17 protein-coding genes are annotated in these 14,244 nt (G+C 57.6%); 11 read left to right on the top strand and 6 right to left on the bottom strand.

What is annotated here, in order from left to right:
* Nucleotides 1-127: 127 nt before the first annotated feature.
* From F0155_RS04185 to leuD, 3 genes are all read left to right on the top strand, one after another.
* Entirely contained in the window at nucleotides 128-694 is a 567-nt protein-coding gene (locus F0155_RS04185) for a peroxidase-related enzyme (RefSeq protein ID WP_150523371.1), read from the top strand.
* A 96-nt stretch (nucleotides 695-790) separates the two neighbouring features.
* Nucleotides 791-1,741, top strand: a complete 951-nt coding sequence (gene argC, locus F0155_RS04180; protein WP_150523218.1) for an N-acetyl-gamma-glutamyl-phosphate reductase — start codon at nucleotides 791-793, stop codon at nucleotides 1,739-1,741.
* Nucleotides 1,742-1,768: 27 nt separating this feature from the next.
* Complete coding sequence (leuD, locus tag F0155_RS04175) at nucleotides 1,769-2,374, top strand: 3-isopropylmalate dehydratase small subunit (protein ID WP_150523217.1); 606 nt, start codon at nucleotides 1,769-1,771, stop codon at nucleotides 2,372-2,374.
* 51 nt (nucleotides 2,375-2,425) lie between these two features.
* Here leuD and F0155_RS04170 read toward each other — a convergent pair whose 3' ends face one another.
* Entirely contained in the window at nucleotides 2,426-2,932 is a 507-nt protein-coding gene (locus F0155_RS04170; RefSeq protein ID WP_150523216.1) for a cyclic nucleotide-binding domain-containing protein, read from the bottom strand.
* 25 nt (nucleotides 2,933-2,957) lie between these two features.
* A complete protein-coding gene (locus F0155_RS04165; RefSeq protein WP_150523215.1) occupies nucleotides 2,958-3,641 on the bottom strand; it encodes a response regulator transcription factor in 684 nt (227 codons plus the stop codon).
* Nucleotides 3,642-3,831: 190 nt separating this feature from the next.
* Between F0155_RS04165 and F0155_RS04160 the strand changes: the two genes are divergently transcribed.
* The 4 genes from F0155_RS04160 to ftsY all read left to right on the top strand — a co-directional run bounded on the left by F0155_RS04160 (nucleotide 3,832) and on the right by ftsY (nucleotide 7,994).
* Nucleotides 3,832-4,356, top strand: a complete 525-nt coding sequence (locus F0155_RS04160; RefSeq protein WP_150523214.1) for a L,D-transpeptidase family protein — start codon at nucleotides 3,832-3,834, stop codon at nucleotides 4,354-4,356.
* 141 nt (nucleotides 4,357-4,497) lie between these two features.
* Nucleotides 4,498-5,418 (top strand): diaminopimelate epimerase, encoded by a 921-nt coding sequence (gene dapF / locus F0155_RS04155; protein ID WP_150523213.1) that lies wholly within the window; start codon nucleotides 4,498-4,500, stop codon nucleotides 5,416-5,418.
* Complete coding sequence (mtaB, locus tag F0155_RS04150) at nucleotides 5,415-6,683, top strand: tRNA (N(6)-L-threonylcarbamoyladenosine(37)-C(2))-methylthiotransferase MtaB (RefSeq protein ID WP_150523212.1); 1,269 nt, start codon at nucleotides 5,415-5,417, stop codon at nucleotides 6,681-6,683. The genes dapF and mtaB overlap by 4 nt, the downstream gene beginning before the upstream one ends.
* A 33-nt stretch (nucleotides 6,684-6,716) precedes the next feature.
* Nucleotides 6,717-7,994 carry a signal recognition particle-docking protein FtsY gene (ftsY, locus tag F0155_RS04145; RefSeq protein ID WP_150523211.1) on the top strand — a complete coding sequence of 426 codons (1,278 nt, stop codon included), beginning with the start codon at nucleotides 6,717-6,719 and terminating at the stop codon, nucleotides 7,992-7,994.
* A gap of 120 nt (nucleotides 7,995-8,114) precedes the next feature.
* On the opposite strand, the gene F0155_RS04140 is transcribed toward ftsY, so the two are convergent.
* The 4 genes from F0155_RS04140 to gloB all read right to left on the bottom strand — a co-directional run bounded on the left by F0155_RS04140 (nucleotide 8,115) and on the right by gloB (nucleotide 10,254).
* On the bottom strand, nucleotides 8,115-8,648 hold the full coding sequence (locus F0155_RS04140; protein WP_150523210.1) for a hypothetical protein: 534 nt from the start codon (nucleotides 8,646-8,648) through the stop codon (nucleotides 8,115-8,117).
* Nucleotides 8,641-9,087, bottom strand: a complete 447-nt coding sequence (locus tag F0155_RS04135) for a cupin domain-containing protein (RefSeq protein WP_150523209.1) — start codon at nucleotides 9,085-9,087, stop codon at nucleotides 8,641-8,643. The genes F0155_RS04140 and F0155_RS04135 overlap by 8 nt, the downstream gene beginning before the upstream one ends.
* Nucleotides 9,088-9,154: 67 nt before the next feature.
* Entirely contained in the window at nucleotides 9,155-9,367 is a 213-nt protein-coding gene (locus F0155_RS04130; protein ID WP_208999121.1) for a hypothetical protein, read from the bottom strand.
* Between the two features lie 104 nt (nucleotides 9,368-9,471).
* Complete coding sequence (gene gloB / locus F0155_RS04125; RefSeq protein WP_150523207.1) at nucleotides 9,472-10,254, bottom strand: hydroxyacylglutathione hydrolase; 783 nt, start codon at nucleotides 10,252-10,254, stop codon at nucleotides 9,472-9,474.
* 133 nt (nucleotides 10,255-10,387) lie between these two features.
* On the opposite strand from gloB, the gene F0155_RS04120 reads away from it, so the two are divergent.
* From F0155_RS04120 to F0155_RS04105, 4 genes are all read left to right on the top strand, one after another.
* The gene (locus F0155_RS04120; RefSeq protein ID WP_150523206.1) at nucleotides 10,388-11,176 is read left to right on the top strand and encodes a class I SAM-dependent methyltransferase; all 789 of its coding nucleotides are present in this window, start codon (nucleotides 10,388-10,390) and stop codon (nucleotides 11,174-11,176) included.
* Between the two features lie 105 nt (nucleotides 11,177-11,281).
* Nucleotides 11,282-12,160, top strand: a complete 879-nt coding sequence (locus F0155_RS04115; protein ID WP_192913746.1) for a chorismate mutase — start codon at nucleotides 11,282-11,284, stop codon at nucleotides 12,158-12,160.
* Nucleotides 12,157-13,287, top strand: coding sequence for a histidinol-phosphate transaminase (hisC, locus tag F0155_RS04110; protein ID WP_204934387.1), 1,131 nt, complete (start codon nucleotides 12,157-12,159; stop codon nucleotides 13,285-13,287). The genes F0155_RS04115 and hisC overlap by 4 nt, the downstream gene beginning before the upstream one ends.
* 25 nt (nucleotides 13,288-13,312) lie before the next feature.
* Complete coding sequence (locus tag F0155_RS04105; RefSeq protein ID WP_150523205.1) at nucleotides 13,313-14,242, top strand: prephenate/arogenate dehydrogenase family protein; 930 nt, start codon at nucleotides 13,313-13,315, stop codon at nucleotides 14,240-14,242.
* Nucleotides 14,243-14,244 lie beyond the last annotated feature (2 nt).

The raw sequence follows: 14,244 nt of genomic DNA, 5'->3' as shown, positions 1-14,244 counted from the left end.
CTTGACCCGTCGGGTATTTTGGTGCGGAGATTTACTTTGCGTTATCATTAGCCGCATTTGTGACCATGATGTTTACGCGGGTGACATGGACTGCGGTTTTCGGTTTTTTTGTGAACGGAGAGATAATTTGCCCAAGAAAATCACGGCTTTGGATATTAACCGGTCGGAACCGTTGAGCTCTGAAACACAGGCCTATTTCGACCTTTGCCAGGAAAAGCTCGGGCTGGTTCCGCATGTTCTTCTTGCGTACTCCTTCGATGAAACGAAATTACGCACGTTTACGGACTTGTATAATGATCTGATGCTGGCCGAGAGCGGCCTAAGCAAACTTGACCGTGAGATGATTGCCGTAGCAGTCTCCGCAGTCAATCGTTGTTTTTATTGCCTAACAGCTCATGGTGCTGCAGTGCGGCAACTGTCCGGCGACCCAAAACTGGGCGAAATGCTGGTGATGAACTATCGCGCAGCCGACCTTGAACCGCGCCAACGCGCCATGCTGGACTTTTCCGTCAAGTTGACGGAGCGTCCCGCAGAGGTTGAGGAGCCGGATCGTCAAGCGCTTCGGGATGCCGGGTTCAGTGATCGGGATATCTGGGACATTTCGGCGGTCGCCGCCTTTTACAACATGACCAACCGCGTTGCGATCGCTACCGACATGCGTCCGAATGATGAGTATCATTCAATGGCTCGTTGAAGTTTTGACGCGCGGAAGGCGGTGACATGTAGTCAAAGACCGTGTAAATCCTGCCGTCGGAGTTTTCCATTTTGTCTTGTGAGAGGGAGCCGGGCAATGGTTGCGCGCGTGTTCATTGATGGTGAAGCAGGAACGACGGGTCTTCAGATCCGCGAGCGCCTCGCCGCACGTCGCGACATTGAACTCCTCTCAATCCCGGATGAACTGCGCAAGGATACGTCTGCCCGTGCCGATTATCTGAACAAGGCCGACGTTGCGATCTTGTGCCTGCCGGATGATGCGGCGAAGGAAAGCGTCGCGCTCATCGAGAATGATACAACCCGTGTGATTGACGCGTCATCCGCCTATCGTGTGGCTGATGGCTGGACATACGGCTTTGCCGAAATGGATTCCGGCCAGGAAGAGCGGATCCGCAACGCAAAGCGCGTCACAAATCCGGGGTGCTGGCCACAGGGCATGATTGCCGGTCTGAAGCCGCTCATTTTGGCGGGTCTTTTGCCCGCCGATTACCCTGTTACCGTCAATGGCATTTCCGGTTATTCGGGCGGCGGCAAGTCGATGATTGCCGATTATGAGGCTGCAGGTGCCTCGGCCAATGTGTTTGGCCCCTACGCGCTGGGCTTTGCCCACAAGCACCTGCCGGAAATGACACGTTATTCCGGTCTGTCTGATGCGCCATTGTTCACGCCGTCTGTCGGCAACTACTACAAGGGCATGTTGACGATGGTGCCGCTGCGCCTTGGGCAGCTCGCCAGGGTTCCAACCGGTGCGGAGATCCATGCGGCGCTCGCAGACCACTTCGCCGGGCAGAATAATGGCTTCGTGGAGGTTGCGCCGCTCAGCGACCTGCAGCGCAGCGACGATCTTGACCCGCAGGCGCTCAATGACACGAACCGGCTTCGCCTGCATGTCTTTGCAAATGACAAGAGGGCGCAGGCTGTCCTCATTGCTGTCTATGACAATCTGGGCAAGGGGGCGTCGGGCGCCGCTGTCCAGAACCTGAACCTGTTGCTCGGCGTGGATCAGTCCACCAGCCTTGCTGCCTGACAAAGAACAAGAACGGGACCAATCGCCATGGAAAAATTCACGACACTGACCGGGGTTGCCGCTCCGATGCCGATCGTCAACATCGACACGGACATGATCATCCCGAAGCAGTTTTTGAAGACGATCAAGCGCACCGGGCTCGGCACTGCCCTGTTCCACGAAATGCGCACCAATGACGATGGCTCGGAGAACGCCAACTTCGTTCTCAACAAGCCTGCCTACAAGGATGCGAAGATCCTTATCGCCGGTGACAATTTCGGCTGCGGCTCTTCACGTGAACATGCTCCGTGGGCGCTTCTGGATTTCGGCATTCGCTGCGTGATCTCCACCAGCTTTGCAGACATTTTCTACAACAACTGCTTCAAGAACGGCATTCTCCCGATTCAGGTCTCCGAAGAAGATCTGGAAGAGCTTATGGATGATGCCTCCCGCGGTTCAAACTCCACCCTGACGGTTGATCTGGAAGCTCAGGTCATCAAGGGGCCGGATGGCGGCGAAATTGCTTTCGAGATCGATGCGTTCCGCAAGCATTGTCTGCTCAATGGCCTTGATGACATCGGTCTGACCCTTGCCAAGAACGTCTCCATCGACACGTTCGAAGGCAAGTTGGCATCGGATCGCCCCTGGGCGTGATGTCAAGCTTCCCATGAAGTGACGAAAAAGCCGGCGAAGATGCCGGCTTTTTTATTTGTCGGATGTCTTGCCGCGAGTTTTGCTCGCTTTCGAAAGGTCGTCCAGTTCCTCCATTTTATGCGCAATCGGCTTCAATGAGTTCACTGTAGCCTGATAGCGGGAGGCATGAAGTTCGAAGAGCTGGCGGGCGAGTTCTGGATATTCCTGGATCATGCGTTTGAAGAGCGCGCGGCGGATACGGATGACGCGTACGCGGCCGACGGCAACAGCCCGGCACGGTCGGCGTGTTTCGATCAAGAGAGCGCTTTCGCCCAAGAGGCTGCCGGTCGGGACTTTGTCCGTCTCGGTAAAACCTGACTTCTGGCGTTGCTGAAGCGAGACTTCCCCTTCTGCAATGACGAGGCCGCCATCGGCGCGCTCGCCCTCGTCGAACAGGGTCTGTCCATCGAGATATTCAAGAGTCTCGGCACTGAACGCAAGAAGACGAAGCTGGTCGTCCTGGAAGTCGGCCAGCATCGGTATCTTTTTCAGAATCGCTATATCTTGGGCGAGGCTCATATCCCAAGATGTCGCCTATTTCAGCTTATGGCACAAGCTTGTATCCACCGGCTTCTGTGACCAAAAGCTCCGCATTGGACGGATCACGCTCGATTTTCTGCCTCAGGCGGTAAATGTGCGTTTCAAGCGTATGGGTTGTCACGCCAGAGTTGTAACCCCAAACTTCGTGAAGCAGAACGTCCCTCGTCACCGGCTTTTCGCCGGAACGATAGAGGAATTTCAGGATCGAGGTTTCCTTCTCGGTCAACCTCACCTTGCCGCCATTGTCGTCCTGCATGACCTTTGCTGCCGGGCGAAAGGAAAAGCGGCCGATCATGAACGTCGCGTCTTCGCTCTGCTCGTGCTGGCGCAGATGAGCCCTTACACGTGCCAGCAGGACGGCGAACTTGAACGGTTTCGTGACGTAGTCATTGGCGCCTGCTTCCAGCCCCAGAATGGTGTCGCTGTCACCATCCTGACCCGTCAGCATGATGATGGGGGCCTTGAAGCCGTTCTTGCGAAGCAGTTTCACCGCTTCCCGGCCATCAATATCCGGCAGGCCTACATCCATAAGCACCAGATCCACGTGCTCCTCGCGGGCCATGGCAATACCGTTGGTCGCGCTGTCAGCCTGAATGGTCAGGAACTCGTCATAGAGCGAGAGCTGCTCAACGAGTGCCTCGCGCAGCTCGGTATCATCGTCGACAATAAGGATCGTGCGGGCAGTCATGGGTTGCTCCTCGCTTCAAGCTGTGGTCACTACAGCCTGTTCACACTTGCTGTTCAACACTTTGTGCGAACGAAATTGTCCGCAAACAAGTCTCATCCCCGTCAAATCTACTTCACGCTGCTTTTAACAATGGTTTATCTGGAGCGTGCGCCCATACGGGCTAAACTTCCTTCACTCGCGGAGCGCTAAATTGAAAAGTGGCGGCTTTCTTGAGGTTTTTTCGTTGCCGACCAATCGGCAGCGCGGGATTTTGCGCCTTGGCAGCTTCACGTTTCCGTGTGCCCTGGGGCGTTCGGGAATTAAGCATACCAAGAAAGAGGGGGACGGCGTCACACCGACCGGATCTTTCGAACTGTTGAACGTGCTTTACCGTGCCGACAAGGGCCCGCGTCCACGAACAGCGTTACCCGTTGATGTCATCGACAGGGAGGACGGCTGGTGTGACGATCCGGCTCACTCCGCCTATAACAGACCGGTTCAGCTGCCCTTCCCGGCGAGCCACGAGAAGATGTGGCGGGATGACCGGCTCTATGACATCGTCGTCGTTCTGGACTGCAACATGTATCCGGCGGTTGCGGGCAAGGGCAGTGCCATCTTCTTTCACATTGCTCGCGAGGATTACCGCCCGACAGAGGGCTGTGTCGCAGTGGCCCCGCAGCATATGCGCATTCTTCTGGAACATGTTGGCCCCGGCGCGGTCATGCGAATCAGGTAGGTGTGCTCGAGGTCCGGTTGCCGCATCGCAGATATGCATGGCGGTGCTGGCAATTTCGCATGTTTTCCGCCATATAGAGCCTAAGCTGTCACGGGTGTGCGTGACGGGCCCTTCAACTCAACCTGAGAAAAGCCGGCAGAAATGACGTCCGCTCGCGTACCCTTTTTGAAAATGAATGGCCTTGGCAACGACTTTGTTGTCTGGGATGCGCGGGCGTCCGAGGTCAAGCTGACGACGGAGCAGATTGCTGCTCTGGGAAATCGGGAAACCGGGATCGGCTTTGACCAGATGATCACGGTCGAGCCGTCGCGCGTTGGTGCAACGGCCTTCATGCGCATTCACAATTGCGATGGAAGTGAAGTCAGCGCCTGCGGCAACGCCACCCGCTGCATTGGCCGTCTTTTGATGGAAGAAGCCGGACAAGACCGGGTGACCATTGAGACCAAGGCTGGACTTTTGCATGCGTTCGGGACATCAGTTCCGCGCACTGTCATGGTGGACATGGGCGAACCGCGTCTTTTGTGGCACGAGATTCCTCTGGCCGAGGAGTTTTACGATACCCGTGCAATTGAACTGCAGATCGGGCCGATCGACGCGCCCTTTCTTCACACGCCGGCTGCCGTATCCATGGGCAATCCGCACGCGATCTTCTGGGTGAAGGATGTGGATGCCCATGACCTTGGAACGATTGGTCCGCTGCTGGAACATCATCCGATCTTCCCGGAGGGGGCCAATATTTCTCTGGCTCATGTGTTTGCTCCCAACCAGATCCGCCTGAAAGTGTGGGAACGCGGTGCGGGCCTTACAAAGGCCTGCGGCACGGCAGCGTGTGCGGCTGCGGTCGCTGCAGCCCGTGACAACAAGGCTGGCCGCAAGTCCACCGTCCACCTTCCCGGCGGCCCGATCGAGATCGAGTGGCGCGAGAGCGACAACCACGTTCTCATGACGGGGCTGACCGAAGTGGAGTATGAGGGCGAGGTGGATCTGGCAACGCTCGACTGGAGCCGTACCGGCGCCGGAGACGATCAGATGGATGCCGAGGTCGCCGGAGCTGCCGAATGAGCATTGATGTCGTGACATTCGGCTGCCGCCTCAACGCCTATGAATCCGAGGTGATGAAGCGTGAGGCGGAAGCCGCGGGCCTCAAGGACGCCATCCTGATCAACACCTGCGCGGTAACCAGCGAAGCCGTACGTCAGGCCCGTCAGGCCGTGCGCAAGGCAAAGCGGGACAATCCGAATGCCAAGGTGATTGTCACCGGCTGCGCCGCCCAGACGGAAGCTGCAACCTTTTCTGAAATGGAAGAGGTGGACCTTGTACTCGGCAATACCGAAAAGCTGGAGCGCAAGGCCTACAAGGACGTGGCCGCGTTCGGTATAAGCGAGAGCGAAAAGGTTCGGGTCAACGACATCATGAGCGTGACGGAAACCGCAGGCCATCTGATCGATGGTCTGGAGGGCCGCGCGCGGGCATTCGTTCAGGTCCAGAACGGCTGCGACCATCGCTGTACCTTCTGTATCATTCCCTATGGCCGCGGAAATTCCCGTTCGGTTCCAATGGGTGTGGTCATCGACCAGATCAAGCGGCTTGTGGCCAACGGCTACAACGAGATCGTTATCACCGGGGTCGACATCACGTCCTACGGATCGGACCTTCCGGGAACACCCAAGCTGGGAACCCTGATCGCCAAGATCCTGAAGTTGGTGCCTGACCTGAAGCGTCTGCGTCTGTCCTCCATCGACTCCATCGAGGCCGACGAGGACCTGATGCGTGTGATCGCCGAAGATCATCGCCTGATGCCGCATTTCCACCTGTCGCTTCAGGCAGGCGATGACATGATCCTCAAGCGAATGAAACGGCGTCACCTGCGGGCGGATACGATCCGCTTTTGCGACGAAGTGCGTGCCATGCGTCCCGATGTGGTCTTCGGGGCGGATATCATTGCCGGGTTTCCGACGGAAACCGAGGACATGTTCCTCAATTCGCTGAACATCGTCGATGAATGCGGCTTGACCCATCTGCACGTCTTCCCCTTCTCGCCGCGCCCGGGCACACCAGCGGCCAGAATGCCCCAACTGGAGCGAGCCATCGTCAAGGAACGCGGCGCGCGGTTGCGGGCCAAGGGCGAGGAAGCGCTGTTGAAGCACCTTCAGGCCGAAGTGGGCGGGCAGCGGCTTGTCCTCATCGAGAAAGAGGGGCTCGGGCGCACCGAGCAATTCACCCAGGTTGAAGTTGATGGCGGCATTGCCGGGGATATTGTAGAGACACGCATCACTGGCCATACCGGTCGCCACCTGATGGGTGACATTCTCACGCGGGCCGCCTGACGGCGCCGGAAAACAAGGTTTCAGGACAGGTTCATGAGCGAGAAAAAGCGCGGATTTTTCGGTCGTCTCTTCGGGGGCAAGGACGAAGGGCCGACGGAAGAGATGCGCGAGGCTCTGCCGGAAGTTGCTGATATGTCTGTCGAAACGTCGCAGGAAGATGCCGTCGATATTCTCGTAGAGGCGGCTCCCGCCGAAAGCGGTGCAGAAGACATGATCGAGGCCGCTGAACCTACCCCTTCGGGGGAAGAACAGCAGCCTGATCAGGAACCGGAAACGCCAGCCGAGGCCGAAAACCCGGCCATTGAGCCGGAGCCCGTTGAACTTGCTGATGTTCCAGCATCTCCCGAACCTGCGCCCCTTGCGCCAGCCATGGCAGCGAAGACAGAAGAACCCAAACTTTCGTGGTTCCAGAAGCTCAAGAAGGGCCTGTCCCGTTCCTCTTCCGCATTGACCGAAGGCATTACGTCCATCTTCACCAAGCGCAAGCTGGACGCCACTATGCTGGAAGAGCTGGAGGACATTCTCATTCAGGCTGACCTTGGTGTCGATACGGCCATGGCGATTACAGAGCGCCTGTCGGAAGGGCGCTACAACAAGGAAATCTCGCCGGAAGAAGTTCGAGCCATCCTGTCCGAAGAGGTGGAAAAGGTTCTGGCTCCGGTCGCCCTGCCGCTGGATCTCGACAAGGGCAAGAAGCCGCATGTGGTTCTGATGGTCGGCGTCAATGGCACCGGCAAGACGACGACCATCGGCAAACTGTCCCAAAAGCTTGCAGCAGAGGGCAAGAAGGTCATGTTGGCGGCGGGAGATACTTTCCGTGCAGCGGCCGTGGAACAGCTCAAGATCTGGGGCGCACGCACCGGCGCGGAAGTCATCGCGCGCAATACCGGAGCAGATGCAGCAGGCCTTGCCTTTGACGCGATGAAAGAAGCGATGGCCAAGGATGTGGACGTCCTGCTGATTGACACGGCAGGCCGCCTTCAAAACAAGGCAGAATTGATGGATGAGCTGGAAAAGGTCATCCGCGTCATCAAGAAACACGACCCGGAAGCCCCGCACACGGTGCTTCTAACCCTGGACGCCACCACCGGCCAGAATGCGCTCAATCAGGCGGAGATTTTCGGCAAGGTGGCCGGGGTGACCGGTCTGGTGATGACCAAGCTGGACGGCACGGCCAGGGGCGGCATTCTCGTCGCCATTGCCGCCAAACACGGTCTTCCGGTGCATTTCATCGGTGTTGGCGAAGGCGTCGACGATCTGGAACCATTTTCCGCCAAGGAATTTGCGTCTGCGATTGCCGGCTTGGCTTGATATTCTCGGTTAGAAGCCGTCCCGGACAAGCAGCAGTGCGCTTCTAGCGACGTACCAAGTCCTTTTCGAGAATCGGTTTGTCGACCGCAATCGGCGGCTTGGGGGCAAGTGACGCTAGGTTCAGTACACTCTGCGAGCTCGTCGAGCAGTTTGGGTCGGGACATGTGGTTCAAGTCGCCCAAACCACAATGACCTTCTGGCAAATTGCCCGGCCATCCACCAGTAAAGCCCACCCAAGAAAACGCCACACACACAGATCAAAAGAGCGAGAATTGATGTCATATACTCGAGGGTATTCCAGAAGGTGACGGGGGTTCCCTTAATTCGCCCCACTGCAAAGACGAATAAAAACTGCGCGTTTAGGGTTCCAAAGAACAAGTAATATCCAATATTTCTAATTTCAAAAAACTCGGCGATCGCTGTTGCAGGCAAAAACAACAATGAACCCCACAGGCCGATAATCATGCTTACTAGCAAAATTGATTGTATGATTGAAAACAAATTGATGCTTTCACCATAACTAAAAAACAGAAAAACTATAAAAGCAGCCGAAATGACTACGCAAAATGTGTAGGCGGTCAAACACCTTAAAAAGAATGGCCAGTTGGCGATGGACCTATACAGTTTGTCAGACGGGCCTGAGATATCAGTCATTGCCTGGCTCCCAGCCTTCCGGGGCCATTTCAAATCCTTCGAATTGAAAACCCGGTGCAACGGTGCAGCCGACAAGGGTCCAGTTGCCGAGTGAGCGGGCCTGTTGCCACGCATCGCGCGGGACAATGCCTTGTGGGCGTTCACCGGACAGAAGGTCTGGCCCGAGGGTTAGCACATCCTTTGAGCGGCTATCTGAGCTGATGGACAGTTCCAGCGGACTCCCCGCATAATGATGCCATGTTTCTACCGCATCCACCTTGTGCCAGCGGGAGACCACGCCTTCGGGAAGCAGGAAATAGATCAGCGTCGACGCAGCCCGGCCCGATGCATCGGTCACCTCATCGCGAAAGGTTTCGGCATAGTAGCCCCCTTCCGGATGCGGCTGCATGTTCAGGAGGTCGATGATTGTTTCGGGCGTCAAGGAACTGAGGTCTGGCATGAGATGGTCCGAAAAAGCATTTGGCAGGGCCGACCAGACGGATCAGGGTCGGCCCAAGCCAATGTGTTTAACGACCTGATGTGGAATGTGCCAGATCGTCCATGGTTTCACGCAAGGCACCCAGAACTTCGCAGTGCAAGGTCTGGATGTCGAGCTTGTGGCCGCCGCCATGTTGCGCCGGGATTGCCTCAGCTTGCTGAAGGATCCGGTTCACCACGGCCTGGGCCCTTTGTTCCGCCGTCCGCGCCATGAAGGCGCCGGCTTCGGCCTGTGTCATCATTCTCTGCCCTGATTTGAGTTGAGACAGGGAACATATGGGATGCTTTCGCGGAAATTGAAACCCGATTGCATCAGAAAAACTGACAACCTGGAGAAGCTTTGCCGTCAGGCATTGTCCTTGCGGGTCCTGATTTCGGCAAAGACATCTGCATCGCTTCTGTCCGTCATGCCAAGATTGGCCTTGATGGCGGGCTGATCGGCGCGCAGGAAGGGGTTCGTTGCCTTTTCCAGCTTCATGGTGGTTGGCAGTGTCGGCATGTTGTCGGACCGAAGCGCCTCGATCACCACCGAACGGGCGCGCAGATCGGCGTTTTCCGGGTCGATGATCAGCGCAAATGCCGCGTTTGCGAGCGTGTATTCATGACCGCAATAGATCGTCGTGTCATCGGGCAGAATGCGCTTCAGCTTCTGCAGCGATGACCACATCATCTTCTTGTCGCCTTCAAAAACGCGCCCGCACCCCAGAGCAAACATCGTGTCGCCGGTATGGGCCATTTTCAGCTGCGGGAAGTACCAGGAAATCTGGTCAAGCGTGTGGCCCGGTGTGCCGATGGCGATGGCTTCGATCGGGCCGCAGAGAACCTTGTCGCCATCCTCGATGCCATGTGTCATGGCCTCGATCTTGTCGCGTGACATGTCCGGACCGATCACCACGGCGCCCGTGAGCATCTTCAGATTGTCGATGCCCTGGGTGTGGTCCCAATGATGATGGGTGACGAGAATGTGGGTAAGCTTCCAGCCATTTTCGTGCAGCGCCTTTTCGTAAAGGGCAGCATCGGGCACATCGATGGCGATGGTGGTTCGGCTCGCAGGGTCATGTATGAGGACGCCATAATTGTCCGACAGGCACGGGAATTGGCGGACGAGCACAGTTTCGGCGGACAGCATGGCAAGCTCCTTGGAAGGGATTTGTTTCCATTTTGAGCCGACTGTGGCAAAGCTTGACAGATTGGACAAGGGCACTTGTGCCCTCAAACCTTGAACGGGCTTAGCGGGTCTTTGCCCTTTAACCGGATTTTGCATGTATCTCGACGTTGCCGATCTCAGAACCTTCTATGATCTGCCCATGGGGCAGTTGCTCAGGGGGCTCATCGGTCAGCAGGTTCGCGAATTCTGGCCCGATCTGAAAGGCGAGCGGCTTTTGGGGATCGGCTACGCAGGACCGTTCATGCGGCCCTATCTGGGCAATGCGGAGCGCTGTATCGCGGCGATGCCGGCGCAGCAGGGAGCCGTGCCCTGGCCTTGGGAGGCGGATACGGCTTCCGGTCTGGTATTGGACGGCTGCCTGCCTTTTTCCGATGCGGCGTTCGACCGGGTGATGATGGTTCACGTGTTGGACCACTGCAAGGATGCATCTGATGTGGTGCGCGAGGCTTGGCGCGTGCTGGCTCCCGGCGGGCGCCTGATGGCCATTGTGCCGAACCGGCGCGGGCTTTGGGCGCGGTCCGAATTGTCCCCATTCGGCTATGGTCGACCCTATTCGCGGGGGCAGTTGAGGGAGCTGATGCAGAGCTGCCAGTTCGATGTCCTTGGCGACAAGGAGGCGCTGTTCATGCCGCCGACCCGGAACATCTCCGTGTTGCGATCTGCACGAACCTGGGAAGCCATCGGTCGCCGGGTATGGCCTGCCTTTGGCGGCTTGCTGTTGATGGAAGTCGAAAAGAAGGTGTTTCGAACCATTCCTGCGGGGGGCAAGAAAAGTGCACTCCGCGTGTTGAAGCCGGTTTTCGTTCCGGAAGGCGCGCCTGCGGGTCTCAAGCCTGTGCGCCACAGCGGGCTTGGCGTTGTCAGGGCTCTGCGGCGAGGCTGAGCCGATTGCCGGTGGGCTTCGTGCTGTTTTCTTTTGCCTTTGCGCTGCTGCATGCCTATGACTATGCGCCGCAGAGTTTTGCAATAAAAACAGGCCAGCAGTCCCATGACCCACGCACCGGACAAGGGTTCTTCCCTCGCGACGTTGCGCCAGAAAATCGATGCCATTGATGTTCAGCTGCACGAGCTGCTGATGGAGCGTACGCGTCTGGCCGGTGGCGTGGCCGCAGCTGCGCGCGCGTCCGGTCAGGATTTTCTTGCCTTTTCTCCCGAGCGGGAAGCGGAACTGGTTCGCCAGCGGGTGGAAGCCCATGAAGGTGATCTGCCGCTGACAACAATTGAACATGTGTGGCGTGAACTCATCACCGCTGCAAATGGCGCAGATCTGCCGTTTACGATCCATCTGGATGGCAGTGCGGATCTGGTGGGCCTGCTGGATGTGGTTCGGTTCAATTTCGGTTTTACCACAGGAGTTGAAGTTGCCGGTGATCCCTCGGATGTTGTCGGCATCGTTGCCGGCGCACAAAAGGATCTTGGCCTTATTGCTCTTGAAGAGCGCGCGGATGTGCCCTGGTGGCGCGGTCTGTCGCAAAGCGGCGCGCAGATCGTTGGCCGCCTGCCCTATCTGGTCCACGAAGAGCGCCCGGCAGACATGCCTGCGTTTGTCATCGCGCGGGCGATTTCCGATGACAGTATCCCGGAGATCCATGTCTTTGATGCCCGCTGGAGCGGTGTGCTTCCGGGCAGTTTGATGGATCTGGGAATTGAAGTTGTGAGTTTTCACCGTTCGGCCATGGGGGTAGACGCCTTGCTGGCAGTTGCTTCCGAGTTGAGCGAGGACGAGGTATTGGCAGCTTGCGCAAGCGCCGGGGCAGAACCGGATGTGCTGCGCCGCGTTGGCGGTTATGCCGCGCCGATCGATGTTGAGGGAGAGGCAGACGAGGAGTTTGATTTTGCTCCGGACGATCTGCGCGAAGAACAATGAGTGTAGCTGAAATGAGTGCATTGAACGAAAAGGCTTCCGGTCGCCCGGTTCCGCGTGCCGGTGTTCTGGATATCGCGCCCTATGTGCCGGGCAAGTCCAAGGTTGCCGGTGTTGCAACGCTTCACAAGCTGTCCTCCAACGAAACACCGCTTGGAGCGAGTCCAGCCGCCAAGGAGGCTTTTGCCTCCCTTGCAGACAAGCTGGAACTTTATCCCGACGGCAGCTCCGGCGAACTTCGTGCCGCTATCGGTGAAGTCTATGGCATCAATCCTGACCGGATCATTTGCGGGGCCGGATCGGACGAAATTCTCAGCCTGATCTCCAATGCCTATCTGGCGCCCGGCGACGAGGCGATCTATTCCCAACACGGCTTTCTCGTGTACGAGATCGCCATCCGCGCGGCGGGTGCCACGCCGGTAGTTGCGCCGGAAAGGGACCTGATGACGGATGTTGATGCGATCCTTGAGCGCGTAACCGACCGCACGAAAATGGTGTTTATCGCCAACCCGAACAATCCGACCGGCACCTATCTGCCCTTCTCCGAGGTGCGACGTTTGCATGCAGGCCTTCCGCCTCATGTGCTTTTGGTGCTGGATGCGGCCTACGCGGAATATGTTCGCCGCAATGATTATGAGAGCGGGCTGGAACTGGCCGCAACGGCTGAAAACGTGATCATGACGCGCACGTTTTCCAAGATTTACGGCCTTGCCAATCTGCGCCTTGGCTGGGGTTTTGGACCGGCAGCCGTGATTGATGCGCTGAACCGCATTCGCGGGCCGTTCAACGTATCGGGTGGCGCGATTGCTGCGGGGATTGCAGCAGTGAAGGATCGCGGTTTCATCGACGAAGCGATTGCCCACAATGAAGAGTGGCTGCCCTGGGTGGCGGAAGAGCTGGAAAAGATCGGCCTGAAGGTCACGCCAAGCGTTGGCAATTTCGTGCTGATCCATTTTCCCGATCAAGATGGCAAGCGCGCGAGCGATGCGGATGCCTATCTTTCTTCACGGGGCTGCATCCTGCGCATGGTTGGAAACTACGGCCTGCCCAACTCTATTCGCATGACGATCGGTTCGGCGGATGCCAACAAGACAGTTGTCGCCGCTCTCCGGGACTTCATGAGCAAATAACACCAATCAGACTTCGTACGGGAATATGACCGCACCACTTTTTGACCGGCTGGCCCTGATCGGGATCGGCCTCATCGGGTCTTCACTGGCCCAGATTGTTCGCCAGAAAGGACTGGCGAAGCACATTGCGATTTCTACCCGATCGGAGGAAACCTTTCGCCGGGCGGAAGAGCTTGGGCTTGGTGACAGCTATTCCCGTGACGCGGCGGACGCGGCAGATGGCGCTGATCTGGTTATCCTGTGCATTCCGGTCGGTGCCAATGAGGCGGTCGCAAAGTGGATTGCGCCGGTTCTGCGCGCTGGCACCATCCTGACGGATGTGGGGTCCACAAAGGCGTCTGTTGTCGAGGCGGTCGGGCCCTATGTGCCGAACGGGGTCCATTTCATTCCGGGCCATCCGATTGCCGGTACCGAGCAATCGGGGCCGGATGCGGGTTTTCCCACCCTCTTCCAGAACCGCTGGTGCATTTTGACGCCGCCTGCGGGCACGGATGCGGCGGCCATCGCGAAGCTGACGGAGTTCTGGCAGGCCTGTGGTTCACAGGTCGATACGATGGATCCTGACCACCACGACAAGGTGCTCGCCATCGTGTCTCACTTACCCCACATCATCGCCTACAACATCGTTGGTACGGCAGATGATCTGGAGGCGGTGACAAAGTCGGAAGTCATCAAATACTCGGCATCCGGTTTTCGCGATTTCACACGCCTTGCCGCCTCCGACCCGACCATGTGGCGGGATGTGTGCCTGAATAACAAAGAAGCCATTTTGGAGATGCTGTCGCGGTTTTCCGAGGACCTTTCAGCCCTGCAGCGAGCAATCCGCTGGGGCGATGGCGACAAGTTGTTTGACCTCTTCACTCGCACCCGGAGCGTTCGCCGCTCGATCATCGAGGCAGGGCAGGAAATCGACACGCCCGACTTCGGTCGCGTGAAGCCGGAAAAAACGAACTGAAC

Source organism: Roseibium sediminis (assembly GCF_008711325.1).
GTDB lineage: Bacteria > Pseudomonadota > Alphaproteobacteria > Rhizobiales > Stappiaceae > Roseibium > Roseibium sediminis.
The sequence above is the reverse complement of the archived record's forward strand: the minus strand, read 5'-3'. Positions and strand labels throughout refer to the sequence as shown.